The organism is Devosia enhydra, assembly GCF_900119845.1.
Lineage (GTDB): Bacteria > Pseudomonadota > Alphaproteobacteria > Rhizobiales > Devosiaceae > FPKU01.
In genome coordinates, this window is record NZ_FPKU01000001.1 from 1,606,446 (window position 1) to 1,626,776 (window position 20,331).

A 20,331-nucleotide genomic window follows, 5' to 3' on the forward strand; every position below is an offset into this window, starting at 1 on the left:
CATGTACGCAACCAACTATCTGCGCCCGAAATCGCTCGCCGAAGCCGCTTCCATGTTCGCCGATGCCGGCGACGCCGCTTATGTCTCGGGCGGCCATACACTGCTGCCGGCGATGAAGGGGCGGCTCGCCGCCCCCGCCAACCTCATTGACCTGCGCCACCTGCCCGAGCTCAAGGGGGTTTCGGCCGATGCCGGCCGGGTGACGATCGGGGCGGGAACGAGCCACGCCGAAGTCGCCGCCAACCCCACCGTCAAGGCGCACCTGCCCGTGCTGGCCGGGCTGGCCGGCTCCATCGGGGACATCCATGTGCGCCATATGGGCACCATCGGCGGATCGGTCGCCAATAACGACCCGGCGGCCGACTATCCCAGCGCGCTCCTCGCGCTCGATGCCATCGTCACCACCGACCGCCGCGACATTCCGGTGGCCGACTATCTCGCCGGGCTCTACACCACCACCCTCGAGGAGGGCGAGATCGTCACAAAAGTGAGCTTCGCCGTGCCCCAGAGCTGCGGTTATGCCAAGTTCCGCAACCCGGCATCGCGCTATGCCATGGCAGCGTCCTTCGTGGCACGCTTTGCCGATGGCGTGCGCATCGGCATCACCGGCTGTGGCGACGAAGGCGCATTCCGCTGGAACGAGGCTGAGGCGGCGCTGTCAGCCCGCTTTGCCGAGGACGCGATCGACGGGCTTGCACTCGATCCGGGCCGGATGATGGGCGATATCCATGGCTCCAGCGAATATCGCGCGCACCTTGCCAAAGTCATGACACGGCGGGCCGTGACCAACCAAGGAATGGTGCTGATCCAGCCGTGAGCCTGATTTCGTAAAGTTCGGTAATCGATACGCCGGAAGCAACTGTTAAAGGCTTTCGTGCATTCTCGGACGTCCGCGTCAGGCTCGGGCTGGGCAGGAGTGCGGAGGTCCTTTAATGAGTGGGTGCCGGCGAATGATCGCGGGTACATGGCGGACCTGGCCGGAGGAATGCCTTGCTCGACGCCCTCATTGCGCTCTGCACCACCGAGACGGGCCTTCTGACCCTCTCGCTGACCGCTGACATCCTTATAGCGGTCGCCTATTTCTCAATCCCGCTCTCCATGTTGTGGGTGTTCCGCAACCGGCGCTACGACCTGCCCTATCCGATGCTGTGGATCGCCTTCGTGCTGTTCATCTTCGCATGCGGCATGACCCATCTGGCCCACGCCATGACGGCCTATACCGGCAATCCGCTGCTGGAATTCCGGGCCGCGCTGCAATTGGGAACGGCTCTGATCTCGATCATCACCGCCGTGGCGCTGACGATCGTGCTGCCGCAGATCAACCTTCTGCCGTCTCCGGCGCAGCAACGCGCCGAGCTGCAACGCGCCGTCGAGGAAGCCACCCGGGAAAAGGATGCGCTGCTGCTCGAGATCAACCATCGCGTCGGCAACCAGCTGGCCAAGATGGGCGCCATGGTGCGCCGGGAGCTGCGCGACGCCGATGCCGGCGCCCTTCCCGGACTGCTGCGCATCCAGGACCTTCTGGATGAACTGGGCGAGGAGCACCATCGCCTCGCATCGCGCGATTACGGCAGCGGGCACCCGGCCAAGCGTTTCGTCATCGCCTCGCGTGGCAAGGGGGCGTTGGCTCTGGACGCATCCAAGCCTGCCGATACGGCGAACTCGCAGCAATCCTGACGCCGCAGACATCGATGCCCTGCACCTCGGGGCAGTCCGGCAAAAGCCCGATAAACCGGGCGTTTTCGTGCCCATGCAACGCTTCGCAACATTTCTCCTCGTGGACCGCGGGCTCTCATCGCCCTCTAGTCGAAGCTGAATGCGCGCTCTGATTCCCTTCGTCATGCGCGCAATATCCGTTACGGGGGCTTGGGGCGCATGGTGGGGCAAGGTTTTTCGCGGTGGGCGATGCTGTTCGGCATTGCAGCCGTCACGGCGATGGCAGCGAGCCTGGCGCCAACGTCGAGTGCGATGGCTGCGCTTGGCGATTCCTGCATCACCGCAGGCACCCTGCTGCCGGGGACCGAAGACAATGGCGGGCTCTGCCAGCCCACCACACCCGCTCCTGCCGCCGGCTTCAGCTGCGGCGACAATCTCTATTTCAATGGCAGCCAGTGCGTGGCCAACAATTCGAGTTGTACTGCCGGCACCGATCCGGGCGCCTATGTCAACGGCATCTGCGAGCCACTGCCGAGCGCACCGGTGCCGGTCACTCCGACGGCACCCGCCGGCTTCACGCTCAATCCCAATGCTGGCGAAGCCCCGGGCGGTGGTCAGCAGCCGATGTGCGTCAACGCCTCGCCCTTCATTGGCGGCGGTGTATTCGTGGTGAGCGGCACGGTGCTGTGCTACACGGGCGCGGGCAAGAACACGGCGATCTACGCCTATACCGATGCAGGCGGCAGCGGCGGCGCCTGGGACCCCTTCAACCCGGCCTCGTGGGATTCGCTCAACCTCAAGGACCTGTTCGCTCAGGACGACGTGACCGCGCTCGGCACGCTCAGTGTCTTCGGCGGCGCGCAGATCTATTCGCCCGATGGCAAGACCGGCCTGCAGATCGACAATTCCGGCGTGCTGATCCGCTCGGCCGACGATGATGGCAATGTCGCCAGCCTCACCGTGAAGCCGGAGGACATCGTCCTTGCGGCAACCGATGGCGCAGGGTCGTCGTCCTCGCTCTCGGTCAGCGGCTCGGAGGGGATCGGGCTCGTGGGGACGGTAGCCGAAGGCGGACCGGGCGTCACCATTTCGGGCATGATCGGCAGTGCCAGCGATGCGCGCATGGGCGTGGTCATCACCGGCAGCGGCCAGGGCGCCACGACCGCTCCGGCCAGCGGACCGGCCGACTGGGCCGACGTGCTTCTCGCATCCAAAAACTTCACCCTCGACAACGGGCTGGGCTCGGGCATCGTGGTCAACGACTATGGCGTCTCGGTACGCTCGGCGAGCGTGGGCAACAGCTACAACGAATTCGGCTCGGGTGCCGGCAATGCCGCGGGTTCGAGCCTCGTGAACGTCATCGGCGATGGCGGGGCCGGTAGCGTCACCAACTATATCGGCCGGGCCGGGAACACCGGCACCAACGTGGTCAACGAGATCGGCACCGCCGGCAATGGCGGCGCCTCGACCAACCGCATCGGCAACACCAATACCGGCACAAGCGTCGGCGCACAGGCCGGCACCACCTCGATGATGCTGATCAGCGGCGCGCTCGATCTCGTCACCGGCCAGGGTGGATCGGTGCTGACCAATCCGACCCAGCTTGTCAGCGGCGGCACGGCGACGGCCATGCTGGGCACCGACAGCCGACACGCCGTCGTCGACCGGAACGGCCGCGTCACGGTGGTCAACGCGCCGGCTTCGGAGGCGTCATCGGCGCTCTACATCACCAATGGCCGGGGCACGACCAATGGCGTGGTGGCGACCGAGCACGATACGACGATCTCCGGGGGCGAAAACAATGCGACCTCGGCCCGGTTCAGCGATACCGGCATGCATCTTTCCAACAGCGTCACGGGCGACCCCGTGGTGGTCTCGGGTGTGGCGGACGGCGTCGGGCCATTCGATGCGGCCAATGTGCGCCAGCTCGAAAGCGGCCTTGCCTCCGTCGCGGCGCTGACGGGTCTTCCGGGCGTTCAGCCGGGCAAGAAGAATTCGGTGGGCTTTGCCGTCGGGCATCACGGCAGCGGCGTGGCTCTCGCTCTGGGCGGAGAATCGCTCTTCGGCAGCGCCGGGACGATCAAATACGGCGCGGCCCTTTCCCATGCCAGCGGTCGCCTCGACACTTCGGCTTCGGTCGGCGTCGGCTTTTCCTGGTAGAAGCAATGGCAGGTTTGCGCCGCATGCTAGGGGTCATTGCGCTGCTCTGCGCCGTGACCCCCATGCCGCAGGCCCTGGCGCAAACCTCCGCGCAGCCGCAATTGCTGCAGATGACCCCGCTCGGGCAGGCCGCGGCTCAGCGCGGGGTCAGAACCTGCCTCGCCAATGTCGACGCCTTCGCGCGCGATCTGGGCGATCGCTACGATATCGGGGTCTACATCTTCAACAAGCTGGAACAGGCGGACAGGAACCTGTTCTCGCTATCGCTGGAACTGAGCCCCTCTCCCTCGGGAGATGCCTTCTACATGTCCGCCAGTTTCGCGCCGGCCGTGGACGGGCAGTGCCATGTGATGCTCGAGAGCACGATCATCTGGCGCAGCAGCTGCGCAGCGGTCGGGCTGGCCTATCCCGGCTTCCAGCCCGGCAATCCTCTGCTGCGCGATATCCAGTCCTTCGCAACAACAGGTGCCGAGCGGCTTTTCCTGATGCCATCGGGACCCGATGGATGCATATCGATCGAAAAGAACCTCTATTTCTCCGCCGTGCCGTCCCAGTCGCGCAATACGGCGCCGCTGAACAGATAGCCCTGCCCGCGCACCGCCAGCACCGGCAGATCGCCGCCAGCCTCGGCACATTTGCGCCGCAAGCGCGAGATCAGGATGTCGATCGCCCTGTCCTTGGGATTTTCCGCAGGCCGGCCAATCAGGGCATTAAGCACCGGGCGCGGAACCGGACTATCCTCGCCGGCCTGCACGAGCCGCTGAAGCACGAGATATTCGTTGCCGGTGAGCTTGAGGCTCGCCCCATTGGGCATGCGCAGGAGCCAATCCCCGCTCCGCAGACCCCAGCCTGATACCGGAGCGATCGTAGCCTCCGGGGGCCGGGCGATATCGGGATCGGGGACAACCGCAGTCCTCGCCTCCTGCCCGTCCTCCATGGCGACACGACCTTCGCCCGGCGCGGGGATGAGAAACTGCCGGGCACTGATCGCCACGAGTGCGATCGACATGGCGAGAGTGACGGTGACACCCAGGGCGACGATCAGGCTGTCGAAATCGGGCTGCATTTCAAGCCCGCCGACGCGCAGGTGCATCAACGCGCGGATGGCCATACCAAGCGCGGTTCCCCCTAGAGCCACCATTGCCACGCGAAGGATGACGCTGCGCGACCGCCGCGCATGGACCATGAAGCTCTGCAGGGAGACCAGCGCGAACCCTGCGATGATGGCCGAGACGAGCGCGACGCGCTGCGGCAGTTCGGCGCCCGAAACATAGGCCGCCGCGAAGGCTGCTGCCGCAACCGCAGCAAGCGGCATGAGGCCCGCCTGCGTCTGGCCGGCCATGGCGCGCGCGCCGGCAGCCATGAACGCATGACCCGCGATCAGCATCAGATTGGCGACGAGGATCGATGCCAGATCAGGGATGTTGCCGCGGAGCACGATGAGCAGGATGGCTATCGAGGTAAGCCCGCCGCTGAGGGCCCAGAGCACCAGTTGCATGGGCCTGCGCCGCAGTAGATGCGCCAGCCAGAGGCAGACGAGCGAGATCAGCGCACACAGCAGCAGGCAGAGCTGCACGAGGTCAACCGTAAGACTTGGCGCCTGCACAGTGAAGACCGCCCCTGTCGTGGAGCCGTACGAATGGCCGAACGACTCTCCCCCGCCGTCATACATGCAGAACAGCGCGGCATCCGGTCAAGTCGAGACCGGCATCATGCAGGGCAAATGGGCGCGTCGGAGCCGCTCAGGGCGCAGTGTCGATCAGCACGTCCAGCAACTGCCCCGGCACCAGCCCCGCATCATCCCGCGTCACCTCAAACACCACTTCGATGACCCGCGTATCGATGCGTTCGGCAGTGCCCCCCGCCAGCGTGGTCTTGGGCTTGAGCAGCGGCTCGCGGCGGAGGAAGGTGAGAGGCACTCCCGCATCGGGCCCGGCCCCCCGCGGATAGCCGGTTGCGGCCGAGCCATCGACCAGCAGCGGTAGATCGGCCTCCTCGACTTCTGCCCGCACCTGGAGGGGGCCGACGGGCGCGAGGGTGACGAGCGGATCGCCAGATCCACCCACCGCCGCATATTGCCCGGATCGCGTGGTGACCGTCAGCACCCGACCCGCCACCGGCGCGCGGATTTCGGTGATGGCGAGTTCGGTTTCTGCGACCACCAGGGCGGCCCGCGCATCATCGACGGCAGCGCGCAAAGGGAGGAGGCTCGTGCCTGCGCGTTCGGGATCGAACTGGTCGCGCTGTGCAGCCGCCTGGTCGCGACTGGCCTCGGCCTGGGCGAGCTGGGCGCTGGCGGTGAGCAGCGCCGTCTGCTTGCGCTCGAGTTCGCGCCTGGCGATGGCGTTTCGGCTGGCAAGCTGCTCGCTGGCGACCAGCTCTGAGGCGGCCTCGTCGCGCTGGGCGATCGCGGCGGCGACGGCAGATTCGGCCACCGCGACAGTGGCGCGCAGGGCCGGCAGGGTGCCCTCGGCCTGCGCAAGGGCGGCCTCGGCCGAGGCCACAGCCTGCCGCGCCTGCGCCAGACGAACGCGCGGCAGACGATCATCGAGGCGGAACAATACGGCGTTCTCGTCGACCATCTCTCCGGGCGCCACGAGCACCGCCGTCACGAGGCCGGCCGCCGGCGGCGCGATCGCGACCACCCCGCCCGGCGGCTCCACCGTCCCCAAGGCCCCGATGCGCAGCGGCTCGGAGGCGGTTGCCGCAACACTGGCCGCGACGGGGCTGGCATCCGGCGTATTGCTGCGGATAATGGAGAGCGTGGCCGCGCCGAGCCCGAGGCTCGCTGCGCCAAAGAGCCCGATGGCGAGAAGAGTGCGGGGGCGGATCATGGCGCGGTCCTTGCTGTCCTGCGGTCGTCAACGATGCGACCGTCGCTCATCTCCACGATGCGGTCGGCAAATGGGTAGATGCGGTCGTCATGAGTGACGACGATGACGGCGCGATTGTCCGACGCCGCCAGTTCGCGCAGCAATTCCATCACGGCCTGCCCCGATTTCGCGTCGAGCGAGGCGGTGGGCTCGTCGCAGATCAGCAGGCCAGGTTGGTGGATAAGCGCGCGGGCGATGGCGACGCGCTGCTGCTGGCCGCCCGAGAGCTGCGAGGGCAGCTTGCCGGCCTGCTTGCCGAGCCCCAGCTTTTCGAGCAGGGCAACGCCCTTGCGCCGCGCCACGGATGGGCGCTCCCCAGCCACGACCAACGGCACCCCAGCATTCTCGGCGGCATCGAGCGCCGGGATGAGATTGAACTGCTGGAAGATGAAGCCCACGCTTCGGCCCCGAAACCGCGTCAGCCGCCCGCCGCGCATCCGATCGATACGCTCGCCGAAGAGGCTGACTTCGCCCTCTTCCGCCTTGAGCATGCCGGCGAGCACGGAGACAAGCGTTGTCTTGCCGCAGCCCGAGGGCCCGATGATGAAGGTGATCTCACCCGGCATGACGGTGAAGTCGATGCCGTGCAGAACGGTGGTGCGGGTCTCTCCCCTGCCGAAGCTCTTGGTGACGCCGCGCGCATCCACGATGGGTTGCATCATCACCCCCGGAACACGGTGGCAGGATCGAGCCGCAGCACGCGCCTGAGGCTGACAAAAGTGGCGATGATCGAGATGACGATGGTTGCGACGGCCGCGGCTACGGCGATCTGCCAGGGCAGGTAGAAGCCCTTGAGATCCGAGGTCGGGCGGTTGACGCCGTCGAAAAAGCCGGATGCCGCCCAGAGCCCGATGCCATAGCCGATAAAGGCGATGACCATCGCCTGGGCAAGCACCATCAGCACGATGCGACCATTGGTGAGCCCGATGGCCTTGAGCACGGCAAACTGCCGGGTGAGATCGCCGATGAACATGTTGAAGGTGAGCCCGACGATCGCCACGCCGACGATCGCACCGAGCCCGATCACCACGCCGAACGAAAACGCGATGCCTGTATTGGCAATGACGTAATTGAGCGTCATCGCCGCAAAGGCATCGGAGGGCATCGCCTTGAGGCCCGTGGCGGCCCCGATGGCCTCGGCAACCGCCGCGCGATCTGCCCCCGGCGCGACGGTAACCAGCGCAAAGGTGGGCACGGTGCCGGTTTCGGGCGAAAAGATGCCGGCCTGCGACAGGCGGGTATTGACGATGATCGGCGCTGAAAAGCCCGGCTGGGCGTCGGTTATGGCGGCAATCACCGCCCGCCTGTCGTTGAGCTCGATGCTGCGGCCGACTTCGATGGGCGCTCCGGGCCAGAGCTTGGTGTAGCCCAGCACATCGATGGCGATGGCATCGGGACGCCGCAGATCGTCCCGCGTGCCCACCATGAATTTGTCGGTCATGCCGCGCAGGCTGGCATCATCGACGCCGAATACAGCCGCGCTTTCGGTGCGGCCCTCGGCGGTCTTGATGGTCGCGACCGAGCGCGCCAAGGGGGCGACACTCGCCACGCCCGGCACCCCGCCGATGCGGTAGAAATCCACGGCGCGCAGCGGCTGGGTGGTTTCGGCGGATTCGGTGGCCGCATCCATGACCCAGATGTCGACATCGCGGGCATCGAGCACGATGCTGGCGGAGCGCGAGATCAGCCCGATGAAAAAGCCGCCCTGCTGGGTCATCAGCAGCACGGAAAAAGCGATGCCGAACACCAGACCGATGGTCTTGGTGATGTCTCCGAACAGCATCTTGAGGGCGATGGAGAGCATGGGTGAACCGGATGGGACCGCGGTACGTTTTATATCTCAGTTGAGCTAACAAACGTCGCTTGTCTCGCGGCGGATCACGAAGCGGAACGATTTCATGGCAAGGCCACGCGGCGCCCGCAGCCAGGGCTTTGCGGACCGTCGGCGCGCGCTGCTGGAAAAGCTGGCGGCACGGCTCTCAGAACCGGATGGGCACAGGGCCAGCATGAGAACCCTGGCTGAAAGCGCCGGGGTGAGCGTCGCCACGCTGAGGCATTATTTCGACAGTCGCGAGGGGCTGCTTTCAGCCTATTTCGCCCAGTCGCGCGCGGACGGGGACCGCTATCTGCAGATGATGGCGGCAACCGAGCTGCCGCTCGACAAATCGATCGCCGAGGCGTGTCGCTGGATCGGGGAGGCCGGGCTGATCCCCGAATTCCGGGCGCTGCATGAGATCGGGCTGCGCGAGGGCCTCAACGGACCAACGGGGGGCGCCTATCTCGAAGGGGTCTTCGAGCCGACACTTGCGGCGCTGGAGGCGCGGCTGGCGCTGCATGTGGCGCGCGGGGAAATGCGGCCAGCCGACCTCAGGACGGCTGGGCTGATGCTTCTGGCGCCGCTGACGCTCGGCACCCTGCACCAGAAGAGCCTATCGGGCGAAACCATCCGCCCGCTGGATCTCGATGCATTCCTCGCCGAATTGGCAGAGGCCTTTCTCAGGGCATACGCACCACCGGCTCAGTGACTGACGCGGGGCACGTAATCGCCGCTGCCGCCGACGAGGAAATCGAGATCGGCGCCGGTGTCGGCCTGCTGCACATGCTCGACATAGAGCTTTTCCCAGCCGCGCGTATAGGGCGAGACGAATGGTTCGAGCGCCTGCCGCCGGGCTTCGAGCTCTGCCTCGTCGACCTCGAGGTGCAGCCTGCGGGCCGCGACATCGAGGGTGATGATATCGCCGTCGCGCACCAGCGCCAGCGGGCCGCCTGCGGCGGATTCGGGGGCGACATGCAGCACCACGGTGCCGAAGGCGGTGCCGCTCATGCGCGCATCGGATATGCGCACCATGTCGAGCACGCCCTTCTCCAGCATGCGGCGCGGGATGGGCAGATTGCCGATCTCGGCCATGCCCGGATAGCCCTTTGGCCCGCAATTGCGCAGCACCAGGACGGTGTTCTCGTCGATGGGCAGGTCCGGATCGTCAATGCGGGCCTTAAGGTCATCGGCATCATCAAAGACGATGGCCGGCCCCGAATGCTGCATGAGCCTTGGCGTTGCGGCAGAGGGTTTGATCACCGCCCCGCCCGGGGCGAGATTGCCGCGCAGGACGGCGATGCCGCCGGCCGGCTTGAACGGCGCATCGAGCGGGAAGATGACGTTGCGGTCATGCACTTCGGGCGAGACATGGCTCTCCCCGATCGACCGGCCCGTAACGGTGAGCGCGTCGGCCTCGAGGCGGCCGGCGATCTCACCCAGCACGGAGGGCACGCCCCCGGCATGGAAGAAGTCTTCCATCAGATACTGGCCCGAGGGCATGAGGTTGACGAGGCAGGGAATGTCGCGGCCCGCTGCATCCCAGTCATCGAGGGAGAATTCGACCCCTAGACGGCCGGCGAGCGCGAGCAGGTGCACGACCGCATTGGTGGAGCCGCCCAGCGCCGCATTGAGCCGCACGGCGTTGAGGAAGGCGGCGCGGGTGAGGATTTTCGACATGCGCAGATCCTCCCACACCATCTCGACGGCGCGGCGGCCCGAGGCGAAGGCGAAGGCCTGGCGGCGGGCGTCGACGGCGGGGATGGCGCCGTTTTCGGGCAGCGCGATGCCGAGCCCCTCGCAGATGCTGGCCATGGTGGAGGCGGTGCCCATGGTCATGCACGAGCCGGCGCTTCGCGACATGGCGGCTTCGGAGGCCATGAATTCATCCACCGACATGCTGCCGGCGCGCACCGCCTCCTTGAAGCGGATGACATCGGTGCCCGAGCCGATGGGCTTGCCCTTCCAGCGGCCCGAGAGCATCGGCCCGCCCGAGACGACGATGGTGGGCAGATCGACGCTGGCCGCGCCCATGAGGCTGGCCGGCGTGGTCTTGTCGCAGCCCACGAGCAGCACCACCGCATCTAGCGGATTGGCGCGGATAGAGGCCTCGACATCCATGCTGGCAAGGTTGCGAAACAGCATGGTGGTGGGGCGCATGTTGGATTCGCCCAGCGACATCACCGGGAATTCGACGGGAAACCCTCCCGCCGCATAGACACCGCGCTTCACATGCTCGGCAAGCGCGCGCAGATGGCCGTTGCAGGGGGTTAGGTCGGACCAGGTGTTGCAGATGCCGATCACCGGCTTGCCCTGGAACATCTCGGCGGGATGGCCCTGGTTCTTCATCCAGCTGCGATAGATGAAGCCGTAGGAATCCTGCCGGCCAAACCATTCGGCGCTGCGCAGCTTGCGGGTCTTGTCGCTCGTGCTCATGGCTCGCGAATTCCTTATTCCAGCCAGTCCAGAATGCGCCCGGTGACCACCACATGCTGGCCCTGGCGGACGCGGGCGCCCCAGGCCTGGCTGATGACGACGCCATCGACCCCGGCGCGGGCCGGCCATGCCGGCGCATCGATGCGCTCGAAATCATGCACCAGCCCAACCGTCTCGCCCGCCGAGACGCGCGTGCCGCAGGCGATCAATGGCTCGAAGATGCCCGAGACCGGCGTGGTGGTGAAGCAGGCGCGATCGACCATCTCGGCCTTGAGCTGGGTATTGTCGCGATGATGCGCGATGGGCGCGATCTCGCCTTCGAGCAGCCCGTTGCGGATGGCGGCGGCGAGCACGCCGTGGCGGCCATAGCGGATGCCAGTTTCGCTGACGGCGGCGCCCCAGCCCAGTTCGGAGCCGATAGTGATCTTGCCCAGCCGCTCGGCCTCGGATGGCAGCAGGCCGGGCGTCTCGTTCTGGTAGACGATGACGATGGGCGTGCCGAACCAGCGCGCGGTCTCCTCGATGCGTTTGCCCTGCACGGGATCGTCGATGGGGTGAAAGCTCGTGCCCTGCGCGAAGCGGCCGACCTCGCCACCGGCATGCAGATCCATCACCATATGCACATGCGGCCAGATCGCCTCGCGCACGAAGCGGGCGATGCGGTGGGTGATGCGCCCGAGCGCGGGCACGAGCCCTGCCCCATCGACAAAGGCGCGGTTGAGGTTGACGCCATCATCGAGGGTGGAATCGCGGGTGCCGGCGCGGAAAGCGGCCGGGTTGAGCACCGGCACGAGGATGATGCGGCCGCGCACCCGCCCGATATCGATCTCGGACAAAAGGTGCCTGATGACCACCGGCCCCTCATATTCATTGCCGTGGTTGGAGCCGAAGACCACGAGGCCCTCGCCGGCCTTAGCCTCGGGGCCGACCATGACGGTCAGGGGGATGAGATGATCGCCCCAGATGGAATCGTGCTCGAGGGCGACGAAATAATCCCGGCGACCGGGGCTTTCGAGATCGAGCTGATCCGGCTTGACGATCTGGCGGTGGGACATCTGAGGCCTCAGAGGGAGACGCGGTGGGCGGCGATGAAATCGAGGTCGACGGCAACTCCGCCATCCGGCCCGTCGGGAATGGCGATCATGCCCTCGGCATCGAGTGCGAAGCCGGCCCGGGCGATGCCACGGGTCAAGGCGCTCTGGCTGACATTGAACTCGACGAAGGGCGCGCGTGGCAGGCTGGCGATGAGTTGCAAACTGTAGCCGGTGAGCAGGTGCGTGAGCCAGGAATGGGGCACGAGATCGATATTGGCGCGCTCGGCCATCTGGGCGATGCGGCGCGCGACGGTGAGGCCACCGCAGCGCGACAGGTCGGGCTGCACGATATCGACGCAGCCACCCTCGATGAAGCGCTCGAACTCCCAGACCGTGGCGAGCTGTTCGCCCGCCGCGATGGGCACGGGACTGATGGCGCGGATTTCGGCGTATTCGTCGAAACGCTCGGGGTGGATGAAATCCTCGACCCAGCCGACATTGTAGTCGCCCAGCCATTCGCAGAGCGCGATGGCCTCGCGACGGCTGCGCATCGGGCCCGGTTTCGTCCAGCCGGCGGGGTACCAGCCGGGATCGACCAGAAGGTGTCGGTCGGGGCCCAGCGTGTCGCGCGCGGCGGCAACCAGTTCGCGGTCGCGCCCGGGATCCTCCCCGAACACGCCCCAGCCGAATTTGACCGCCTGGAAGCCCTTGTCGATATAACCCTGCGCCGCCTCGGCCATGCCTTCGGGGGTGGAGCGGAAAAGGGTGGAGGCATAGGCCATGACCGTGTCGCGCCGCCGCCCGCCCAGCAGCTGGGCGATGGAGAGGCCGGTCGCCTGGGCGCGGATCGACCACAGCGCATTGTCGATGGCCGAGATGCACTGCATCGCAATGCCGCGCCGCCCGTAATAGGCGCTGCCGACATAGAGCTTGTCCCAGAGCCGCTCGATATCGAGCGGATCCTCGCCGATGAGGATGTTCGAGAGCGTATGGAAGCCCAGCGTGCCCATGCCCTGCCCGGCGATGATGGCGACGGCGGCCGGCGCGAGGGTTTCGGCATCGGCCCAGGCTTCGAGCCCCTCATCGGTAGCGACCCGCACGAGCAGCTGCCAGTCGCCATTATCGGTGGCTTCGGCGCCATCGGCGGGCGAGGCATAGGCTTCCGAGCCGCGCAGGAGGATGGGTTCGACCGCGGTGATGCGCATGGATGGCCTCAGGACGGGGTTGAGAGCGGCGCCGGAGAAGCGGTTTCCTCGGCGAAATGGCAGGCGACGGTCTGGCCCGGAGCGATCTCGCGCAGCATCGGGTCTTCGACGCGGCAGCGATCCCGCGCCAAGGGGCACCGCGGATGGAAATGGCAGCCCGATGGCGGATTGAGCGGGCTCGGCATCTCGCCCCGCAGCCGCTTGCGCGAGTGGCGCAGGCGGGGATGCGAGACCGGCACGGAGGCGAGCAGCGCCTGCGTGTAAGGATGGCGCGGGGAGACATAGAGCTGCGCCTTGGGCGCCGTCTCGACGATGCGGCCAAGATACATCACCGCGATACGATCGGCGATGTGTCGCACCACCGCCAGATCATGGCCGATGAACAGATAGCTCATGCCGAGCTCGGCCTGCAGATCCTGCAAGAGGTTGATCACCTGCGCCTGCACCGACACGTCGAGGGCGGAGACCGCCTCGTCGCAGATGATGAATTTGGGCTTGGGCGCGATAGCGCGCGCAATGCCGATGCGCTGGCGCTGTCCGCCCGAAAACTCGTGCGGATGGCGCTGGGCATGGCGGCGCGAGAGGCCGACCTTTTCGAGCAGATCGCCTGCATAATTGGTGAGCGCGGCCGAAGGCTTCTCGCCCTGCGCGTAGAGCGGTTCGAGGATGATCTCCTCGACCCGCATGCGCGGATTGAGCGAGGCGTGTGGATCCTGAAAGATGATCTGGAGATCACGGCGCATGGCGCGCAGCTTTTGCGGCGCGGCGGCGATGAGGTCGGTGCCCATGAAGCGCACCGCGCCGGCGCTGGGCGCAATGAGCTGCAAGATGAGCCGGCCGGTGGTGGATTTGCCGCAGCCGCTTTCGCCCACGAGGCCGAGGGTTTCGCGCTCGCCAACGGTGAAGCTCACCTTGTCGACGGCGCGCACAACCGGGCGATCGCGTTTGAACCAGTTGTCCGAGGAGAGCTCGAAATGCTTGACGAGGTTCTCGACCTCGAGGATCGGCGCGCTCATGCGGGCACCCCGGCTTCGCGCTTGGGCGCCCGGATGCAGGCGGCCTTCTGCCCGCCGGAGAGATCGATGAGCGGCGGCTGGGCTTTCGTGCAGGCGTCGACGACCTTCGGACAGCGTGGGGCGAAGAGGCACCCCGGCGGCAGCGCGCCGGGCGAGGGCATGGCGCCGGGAATGGTGATCAGGCGCCGGGCGGTGCCCGCCATATCCGGCGTGCTGCCGAGGAGGCCCTCGCTATAGGGGTGCTGCGGGGTATCGAAGAGCTGGAAGATATCGGCCTCCTCGACCACGCGGCTGGCATACATCACCACGACGCGATCGGCGACTTCGGCCATGACGCCCATATTGTGGCTGATGAGCAGGATGGCGGTGCCCAGCCGCTCGCGCAGCCCGTTGAGCAGATCGAGCAGTTGCGCCTGGATGGTGACATCGAGCGCGGTGGTCGGCTCGTCGGCGATCAAGAGGCGCGGCGAACCGGCCAGCGCGATGGCGATCATCACCCGCTGGCGCATGCCGCCCGACATCTGGTGCGGATAATCTTCGAGCCTGCGGCGCGGCGAAGGAATCCCCACCTGATCGAGGAGTTCGACCGCGCGGTCGGCGGCCTGCTTGCGGCTGACTCCACCGAGTGCGCGCACCGCCTCGCTGATCTGGTCGCCCACGGTGAAGACCGGGTTGAGGCTGGTCATCGGCTCCTGGAAGATCATGCCGAGCTGCCGGCCGCGCAACTGGCGCAACTGGCCGCGCGAAAGACCGAGCATGTCGCGCCCTTCGAACAGCAACTGGCCCGAAAGCATGGCCGTTGGCGGCAGGAGGCCCATGACGGCAAGCGCGGTGACGCTCTTGCCCGAGCCGCTTTCGCCCACCACGCCCACGAGCTCCCCGGGGCGGATATCGAAGCTCACATCATTGACGGCCAGTACATGGCCCTTGCCGGCGGGAAAGCCGACAGAGAGGTTGCGAACGCTGAGAAGCGGCTTGTCGGTCATCCCTGCTCCACCTTCATGCGCGGATCGAGGACGTCCCGCAGCCCATCGCCCAGGAGGTTGAGGCCGAGAACGGTGATGGCGATGGCAATTCCGGGCACGAGGGTGAGCCAGGTGGCCTCGCGCATATAGGTGCGCCCCTCGGAAATCAGCACGCCCCAGCTGGGCACGGTGGGCGGCGCGCCGAGCCCGAGAAAGCTCAGCACCGCTTCAGACAGGATCGCATAGGCGAAGACGAAGCTCAGCTGCACGATGAGCGGCGCCATGCAGTTGGGCAGAATGTGCTTCCACAGGATGCGCAGATCGGTAGCGCCGGCGGCACGCGCCGCCTGTACGTAGTCGAGTTCGCGCACCACGAGGATCGAGGCACGCACGACGCGGGCGGTGCGCGGAATGTAGACCACCGAGAGCGCGATCACCGCCGTCATCGCCGAAGGCCCGAGCGCCGCCGCGATGCCGATGGCGAGCAGCACGGCGGGAAAGGCCATCAGTGCATCGGCAATGCGCATGAGGATGTTGTCGAGACGGCGATAATAGCCGGCCAGCGCCCCGAGCAGCACGCCGAACAGGGCGTTGAGCAGGATGACGGCAAGGCCGATGGCGAGGCTGAGGCGCGCGCCATAGAGCACGCGGGCCAGCATGTCGCGCCCGAGATTATCGGTGCCGAGAAGAAAGGTCAGCGAGGGCGGCTGGAAGCGGTTGCGGATCGAAAGCGCATTGGGATCGGTCGGGATCAGCATCGGGCCGAACAGCGTCGCAAGGCAGATGAAGCCGAAAAGGATGGCGCCGAGCATGAAGGAGCGGTTGGCGAACATGCGGCGCAGCGTGGCGCGCGTTCGCGCAAAGCGCGGCGGCGCGGTGGCGACGATATCGGTCATTTGCCGCCCCCGACGCGGATGCGCGGATCGAGCCAGGTGTAGAGCACGTCGACCACGATGTTGAGCAGCAAGAGCGCGGCGGTGACGAACAGCAGCCCGCCCTGGATCATCGGATAGTCACGGCTGGAAATGGCATTGCCCAACAGCGCCCCGATGCCGGGCACCCCGAAGATGCTCTCGATGACGATCGAGCCCGAGAGCAGCACCGACAGGATGAGCCCGAGCACGGTCACCACCGGCATCATGACATTGGCGAGGGCGTGCTTGCCCACCACCACCCATTCGGATAGCCCCTTGGCGCGGGCGGTGCGGATATAATCCTGGCTCAGCACCTCGAGCATCGTCGAGCGGGTGATGCGGGTGAGGAGCCCGGCCTGGAGCAGCGCGAGGGACAGCGCGGGCAGCGTCGTGGTGCGCAGCCAGCCCCAGGGATCGGTGGTGAAGGGGATGTAGCCGCCTGTCGGCAGCCAACCCAGTTGCACCGAGAACAGCACGATCAGCACCAGCGCCAGCCAGAAATTGGGCAGCGAGACACCGATCAGCGCGAAGATGGTCGCCGCCTGATCGATCCAGCGATTGTGGTTGAGCGCGGCGATGATGCCGGTGACGAGCCCCAGCACGATGGTGATGACGAGGGAGTAGATCGCCACCCCGATGGTGATCGGCGAGCGCTGGATGATGGCTTCCGTGACCGGGATGCCCAGCATCAGCGAGCGTCCGAGATCGCCCTGGAAGAGATTGGTGTAGAAGGTGACGATCTGCATGTAGAGGGGCTGGTCGAGCCCCAGATTGGCGCGGATCTGGGCGAGATCCTCGGCCGTGGCCGAGGGTCCGCCGATGACCGTCGCCGCATCGCCGGGGATCAGGTAGATGATCCCGAAGGCCATGAGGCTGACGAGGATGAGGATGGGGATCGCCTGCAACAGGCGGCTGATGGTGTATCCGATCACGCGACAATCCCCATGGCCGAAAGGTGGCCGGACGAACCGGCCGCCCTGCCCTTACTGTTCCAGCCAGACGTTCGAGACGCGGGTGTTGTAGTAGGGCTGGTAGTTCTCGACATTGGCACGAATGCCCTGGGCGTTCTGCATGATGCCGAAGGGAATGGCCATCACCTGCTCGAAGGCGATCGCCTGGGCTTCCGCGAACGCGGCGCGGCGCGTTTCGAGATCGGCGCCGGACTGGATGCGGGCGAAGGCCTCGTTGAAGGCGGCGTCGCCCTCATTGTTGACCGGCTTGTAGACATTGTTGGGGTTGGCGAGATTGCGCAGCGAGGTCGGCCCGCCCTGCGCCGTCACCGTGGCCCAGAAGGTGAAAAACACGTTCCAGCCGGCCGTTTCCTTCTCGCTGGTGGCGAGCGCCGTCGGCCAGTCGAGCACGCGCAGCTCGGCATTCATGCCGGCTGCCTGCAACTGCGCGGCCATGACGAGCGCGCTGTTGTACATGTTGGGGAACTGCTGGTTGGTGAGCAGCACGATGGGCTCGTTAGTGTAGCCCGCCTCGGCCAGCAGGGCCCTGGCTTTTTCCGGATCGGCCTGGTTGTAGAATTCCTCGCCGGCGGTGGAATAATAGCCGGTGTCGGGGAACTGGAACGACGGGTTGAGCTTGAAGGCGCCGTCGGTGGCCGCCTCCATGATCTCTTCCATGTCGAGCGCGGCGAGCATCGCCTGACGCACGAGCGCATTGTCGGTGGGGGGCGCGGACCAGTTGGGATAGGCAACGTTGAGCGCGAAATTCTCGAGCCGCACCACTTCGACCCCGGCCGTGCCGGCCAGCCGCTCCTGGGAGATGGCGGGAACGTTCTCGACAATGTGGACTTCGCCGGTTTCGAGCGCCGCCATGCGGGCGCCGGCCTCGGTCAGCATGCGGAAGGTGACGGTATCGACGCAGGCCTGCTTGTGGCCGGCAAAGCCGGAGAGATCGCCGAAGGTATCGTTGGCCACATATCCGTCATAGCGCTCGAGCCTGACATGGCTGTCGGGCACGAATTCGACGAACTTGAACGGGCCGGTGCCTATCGGCGTGATCTGATTGGCAGGCTTTGCCGCTTCCTCGGCAGGGAGGATGACGATCGGCACGGTGTAGGAGGAGAGGCTTTCGAGGAAGGTCGGCTGGGCCTGCTTGAGGGTAATGACGAAGGTAATGTCATCGGTGGCTTCCCACTTTTCGACGACATCGAGCGTGGCGCGGTTGACGCCGACTTCCTTGTAGCGATCGAAGGACGCCACGACATCGGCCGTGGTCAGCGGCTTTCCATTGTGGAAGCTGATGCCGTCGCGCAGCTTGAAGGTGTAGGTGAGCCCGTCTTCGCTGGTCTCGATGCTCTCGGCCAGATCGGGCGTCGGGGTCATCGCGGCATCGCGGATGACGAGGGTTTCGAAGATGTTCATCGCCACGTTGCGCGTGGCCGAGGAGGTGGCGGTGTGCTGATCGAGGGTGGGCACGCCCGCCTCCATCCCCACGATCAGGTCGCCACCGGTCTGCGGGCAGCTGAAGGCGGCCTGCGCCAGAGCGCTGGTGGATGTCAGAAGGCCGGCGGCCAGGGCCGGCGCGAGGAGGCTAAGGAGACGACGAGACTGCATGAGACACTCCAATTGACGGGGTTGGTTCAGATGCGGCGGTCGTCCGATCCGCCGGTCAGGTTTGCAATCCGCCGTGCCACCAGTGCTCGAACGGATTGGAATGGATGATGGCTTCGATGGTTTCCGAGGAAACGCGCGGCAGCGCGGTACCCTCGACCTGGGCGTTGATGGCCCTCAGACCGTCGATGCTTTCGCGCACGCCGGCAAAGGGATAATCGGTGCCCCAGAAGATCTTGCTGCGCTCGGAAATGCGATATTCCTGCGCCGAGATCAGGATGTTGTAGAATTGCCAGGGCCGGTAAAACAGCGCCGAGACTTCGCAATAGACATTGGGGCGCTTGCGGGCGACCACGATGCATTCATCGGCCCAGGGATGGGCCATGTGCGCCATGATCATCTTGAGATCGGGATAGCGGCTGGCGATTTCATCGACCAGCATCGGCCGGCCATATTCGATGGGCGCGTTTTCGGCAAACGTGGTGCCCATATGCATGGTGAGCGGCAGGTTATTGGCCACGCAATATTCGTAGACCGGCACCATGCGCGGATCGAGCAGAGAAACACCGTTATAGATCGGGCCGAACTTGACGCCCTTGAGCTTCAGATCCTGATGGGCGCGTTCGAGCAACGCCATCGCATCGGGGCGGCGCGGATCGACGGCGGCAAACCCCACGAACTTATCGGGATATTTCGCCACGGCCTCGGCGGTGACATCATCATCGCCATCGATGCCGGCGCTGTCGCCATAGCGCAGCGTGAAGGCGATGGCCTTGTCGACCTCGGCCATGGCCGCATAGACGGTGTCCGGATCGGCCTGCGGGCTGACCGAGCCGGGGCGGGAATAGGCCGTGCCCACCGCAAAGAGCGGCCGGACATGCTCGGGCTTCCAGAGATTGACGTGGCAATCGACGATCATCGCGTCAAACCCCTTCAGAGAACGCCGAACTCGGCATAGACCTCGGCGAGCCCGCGCCCGGCAGCGAGTGCGTCGCGGGTGTTGTTCTCGCCCTTGAGCTTGTCCCAGGCCGCATCGACGACCTGCTGCTCGATGGCCTGGGGGATGACCACGACGCCATCGGCATCGCCGAACAGGATGTCGCCGGGATGGATGAGGACGCCCGCGCATTCGACCGGCACGTCGATGGCAACGACCTTGCCCCGGCCCTTGCTGTCGAGCGGTCCGATGCCGCCGTGAAAGACCGGGAACTCGAGTTCGCGGATGTGGCGGATGTCGCGCACCAGCCCATCCATCAGCGCGCCGGACGCACCGCGCACTTTCGATACGGTGCTCAAAAGCCCGCCCCAGGGGGCGATGCGGCCGGTAGCGCCACAGGCGCAGACCGCGACATCGCCGGGCCCGAGGCTGTCGACCAGCTTGATCTCGAGCTCATAGGGGTTCTCGCCCTCGGCGGGCCGGGCATAGACGTCGGCATAGAGCATGGTGCGGGCGCGCCCGACCATCACGAGGCTTTCATCGAGCGGACGCACATGCGGGGGAAGCGCCTGATGCATGTAGCCAAGGCTATCCAGCACATCCGACAGCAGCGCCGAGAAGAAATGCTGCCGCATGGAGGCGATCAGATCGGATTGGGGCTCGCTCGCTTGGGTCATTTGGCCTCGTCCATACTTTATCGTTAAAGTTGTGACGCTCTTTCCGAGACTCGTCAAGCGGGTGGACGGATTTTTCCTTGGATC

The 20,331-nt window shown here is 66.1% G+C and carries 19 protein-coding genes; 5 read left to right on the top strand and 14 right to left on the bottom strand.

From position 1 onward, the window contains the following. Position 1 precedes the first annotated feature (1 nt). The 4 genes from BT183_RS07725 (at position 2) to BT183_RS07740 (ending at position 4,400) form a co-directional block, all read left to right on the top strand. Positions 2-817 carry an FAD binding domain-containing protein gene (locus BT183_RS07725; protein WP_072340561.1) on the top strand — a complete coding sequence of 272 codons (816 nt, stop codon included), beginning with the start codon at positions 2-4 and terminating at the stop codon, positions 815-817. 173 nt (positions 818-990) lie between these two features. Then, positions 991-1,677 carry a sensor histidine kinase family protein gene (locus BT183_RS07730; protein ID WP_072340564.1) on the top strand — a complete coding sequence of 229 codons (687 nt, stop codon included), beginning with the start codon at positions 991-993 and terminating at the stop codon, positions 1,675-1,677. Between the two features lie 198 nt (positions 1,678-1,875). Next, positions 1,876-3,816 carry a YadA-like family protein gene (locus tag BT183_RS07735; protein WP_084603320.1) on the top strand — a complete coding sequence of 647 codons (1,941 nt, stop codon included), beginning with the start codon at positions 1,876-1,878 and terminating at the stop codon, positions 3,814-3,816. Positions 3,817-3,839: 23 nt separating this feature from the next. Beyond that, positions 3,840-4,400: a hypothetical protein gene (locus tag BT183_RS07740; RefSeq protein ID WP_072340570.1), complete on the top strand. Its 561-nt coding sequence runs from the start codon at positions 3,840-3,842 to the stop codon at positions 4,398-4,400. On the opposite strand, the gene BT183_RS07745 is transcribed toward BT183_RS07740, so the two are convergent. The 4 genes from BT183_RS07745 to BT183_RS07760 form a co-directional block, all read right to left on the bottom strand. Further along, on the bottom strand, positions 4,346-5,422 hold the full coding sequence (locus tag BT183_RS07745) for a helix-turn-helix domain-containing protein (RefSeq protein WP_177282426.1): 1,077 nt from the start codon (positions 5,420-5,422) through the stop codon (positions 4,346-4,348). The genes BT183_RS07740 and BT183_RS07745 overlap by 55 nt on opposite strands. A 136-nt stretch (positions 5,423-5,558) precedes the next feature. Next, positions 5,559-6,650: an HlyD family secretion protein gene (locus tag BT183_RS07750; RefSeq protein WP_072340575.1), complete on the bottom strand. Its 1,092-nt coding sequence runs from the start codon at positions 6,648-6,650 to the stop codon at positions 5,559-5,561. Continuing rightward, the gene (locus BT183_RS07755; protein ID WP_084603413.1) at positions 6,647-7,348 is read right to left on the bottom strand and encodes an ABC transporter ATP-binding protein; all 702 of its coding nucleotides are present in this window, start codon (positions 7,346-7,348) and stop codon (positions 6,647-6,649) included. Before BT183_RS07755 ends, BT183_RS07750 begins: the two co-directional genes overlap by 4 nt. 2 nt (positions 7,349-7,350) lie before the next feature. After that, entirely contained in the window at positions 7,351-8,493 is a 1,143-nt protein-coding gene (locus tag BT183_RS07760; RefSeq protein WP_072340581.1) for an ABC transporter permease, read from the bottom strand. Positions 8,494-8,587: 94 nt separating this feature from the next. Between BT183_RS07760 and BT183_RS07765 the strand changes: the two genes are divergently transcribed. Further along, positions 8,588-9,214, top strand: a complete 627-nt coding sequence (locus BT183_RS07765; protein WP_072340584.1) for a TetR/AcrR family transcriptional regulator — start codon at positions 8,588-8,590, stop codon at positions 9,212-9,214. Here BT183_RS07765 and BT183_RS07770 read toward each other — a convergent pair. From BT183_RS07770 to BT183_RS07815, 10 genes are read right to left on the bottom strand one after another with little or no spacing between them, the layout of a single operon-like run. Then, the gene (locus tag BT183_RS07770; RefSeq protein WP_072340586.1) at positions 9,208-10,938 is read right to left on the bottom strand and encodes an IlvD/Edd family dehydratase; all 1,731 of its coding nucleotides are present in this window, start codon (positions 10,936-10,938) and stop codon (positions 9,208-9,210) included. The two genes, BT183_RS07765 and BT183_RS07770, sit on opposite strands and share 7 nt — an antisense overlap. A 14-nt stretch (positions 10,939-10,952) precedes the next feature. Continuing rightward, entirely contained in the window at positions 10,953-11,993 is a 1,041-nt protein-coding gene (locus BT183_RS07775) for a M14 family metallopeptidase (protein ID WP_072340588.1), read from the bottom strand. 8 nt (positions 11,994-12,001) lie between these two features. Beyond that, the gene (locus BT183_RS07780) at positions 12,002-13,177 is read right to left on the bottom strand and encodes a mandelate racemase/muconate lactonizing enzyme family protein (protein WP_072340591.1); all 1,176 of its coding nucleotides are present in this window, start codon (positions 13,175-13,177) and stop codon (positions 12,002-12,004) included. A gap of 8 nt (positions 13,178-13,185) precedes the next feature. Continuing rightward, a complete protein-coding gene (locus BT183_RS07785) occupies positions 13,186-14,193 on the bottom strand; it encodes an ABC transporter ATP-binding protein (protein WP_072340593.1) in 1,008 nt (335 codons plus the stop codon). After that, entirely contained in the window at positions 14,190-15,179 is a 990-nt protein-coding gene (locus tag BT183_RS07790) for an ABC transporter ATP-binding protein (protein WP_072340596.1), read from the bottom strand. Before BT183_RS07790 ends, BT183_RS07785 begins: the two co-directional genes overlap by 4 nt. Next, entirely contained in the window at positions 15,176-16,054 is an 879-nt protein-coding gene (locus BT183_RS07795; protein ID WP_072340598.1) for an ABC transporter permease, read from the bottom strand. The genes BT183_RS07790 and BT183_RS07795 overlap by 4 nt, the downstream gene beginning before the upstream one ends. After that, positions 16,051-17,004: an ABC transporter permease gene (locus BT183_RS07800; RefSeq protein ID WP_072340601.1), complete on the bottom strand. Its 954-nt coding sequence runs from the start codon at positions 17,002-17,004 to the stop codon at positions 16,051-16,053. The genes BT183_RS07795 and BT183_RS07800 overlap by 4 nt, the downstream gene beginning before the upstream one ends. Before the next feature lie 51 nt (positions 17,005-17,055). Next, the gene (locus BT183_RS07805) at positions 17,056-18,636 is read right to left on the bottom strand and encodes an ABC transporter substrate-binding protein (RefSeq protein ID WP_072340603.1); all 1,581 of its coding nucleotides are present in this window, start codon (positions 18,634-18,636) and stop codon (positions 17,056-17,058) included. A 55-nt stretch (positions 18,637-18,691) separates the two neighbouring features. Next, complete coding sequence (locus BT183_RS07810) at positions 18,692-19,552, bottom strand: amidohydrolase family protein (RefSeq protein ID WP_072340606.1); 861 nt, start codon at positions 19,550-19,552, stop codon at positions 18,692-18,694. Between the two features lie 14 nt (positions 19,553-19,566). Continuing rightward, entirely contained in the window at positions 19,567-20,247 is a 681-nt protein-coding gene (locus BT183_RS07815; RefSeq protein WP_072340608.1) for an RraA family protein, read from the bottom strand. Positions 20,248-20,331 lie beyond the last annotated feature (84 nt).

Coding starts and splice junctions, on each gene's coding strand:
- BT183_RS07725 (WP_072340561.1), top strand. CDS start 2: ATGTACGCAACCAACTATCTGCGCCCGAAATCGCTCGCCGAAGCCGCT.
- BT183_RS07735 (WP_084603320.1), top strand. CDS start 1,876: ATGGTGGGGCAAGGTTTTTCGCGGTGGGCGATGCTGTTCGGCATTGCA.
- BT183_RS07740 (WP_072340570.1), top strand. CDS start 3,840: ATGCTAGGGGTCATTGCGCTGCTCTGCGCCGTGACCCCCATGCCGCAG.
- BT183_RS07750 (WP_072340575.1), bottom strand. CDS start 6,650: ATGATCCGCCCCCGCACTCTTCTCGCCATCGGGCTCTTTGGCGCAGCG.
- BT183_RS07755 (WP_084603413.1), bottom strand. CDS start 7,348: ATGCAACCCATCGTGGATGCGCGCGGCGTCACCAAGAGCTTCGGCAGG.
- BT183_RS07760 (WP_072340581.1), bottom strand. CDS start 8,493: ATGCTCTCCATCGCCCTCAAGATGCTGTTCGGAGACATCACCAAGACC.
- BT183_RS07765 (WP_072340584.1), top strand. CDS start 8,588: ATGGCAAGGCCACGCGGCGCCCGCAGCCAGGGCTTTGCGGACCGTCGG.
- BT183_RS07770 (WP_072340586.1), bottom strand. CDS start 10,938: ATGAGCACGAGCGACAAGACCCGCAAGCTGCGCAGCGCCGAATGGTTT.
- BT183_RS07775 (WP_072340588.1), bottom strand. CDS start 11,993: ATGTCCCACCGCCAGATCGTCAAGCCGGATCAGCTCGATCTCGAAAGC.
- BT183_RS07780 (WP_072340591.1), bottom strand. CDS start 13,177: ATGCGCATCACCGCGGTCGAACCCATCCTCCTGCGCGGCTCGGAAGCC.
- BT183_RS07785 (WP_072340593.1), bottom strand. CDS start 14,193: ATGAGCGCGCCGATCCTCGAGGTCGAGAACCTCGTCAAGCATTTCGAG.
- BT183_RS07790 (WP_072340596.1), bottom strand. CDS start 15,179: ATGACCGACAAGCCGCTTCTCAGCGTTCGCAACCTCTCTGTCGGCTTT.
- BT183_RS07795 (WP_072340598.1), bottom strand. CDS start 16,054: ATGACCGATATCGTCGCCACCGCGCCGCCGCGCTTTGCGCGAACGCGC.
- BT183_RS07805 (WP_072340603.1), bottom strand. CDS start 18,636: ATGCAGTCTCGTCGTCTCCTTAGCCTCCTCGCGCCGGCCCTGGCCGCC.
- BT183_RS07810 (WP_072340606.1), bottom strand. CDS start 19,552: ATGATCGTCGATTGCCACGTCAATCTCTGGAAGCCCGAGCATGTCCGG.
- BT183_RS07815 (WP_072340608.1), bottom strand. CDS start 20,247: ATGACCCAAGCGAGCGAGCCCCAATCCGATCTGATCGCCTCCATGCGG.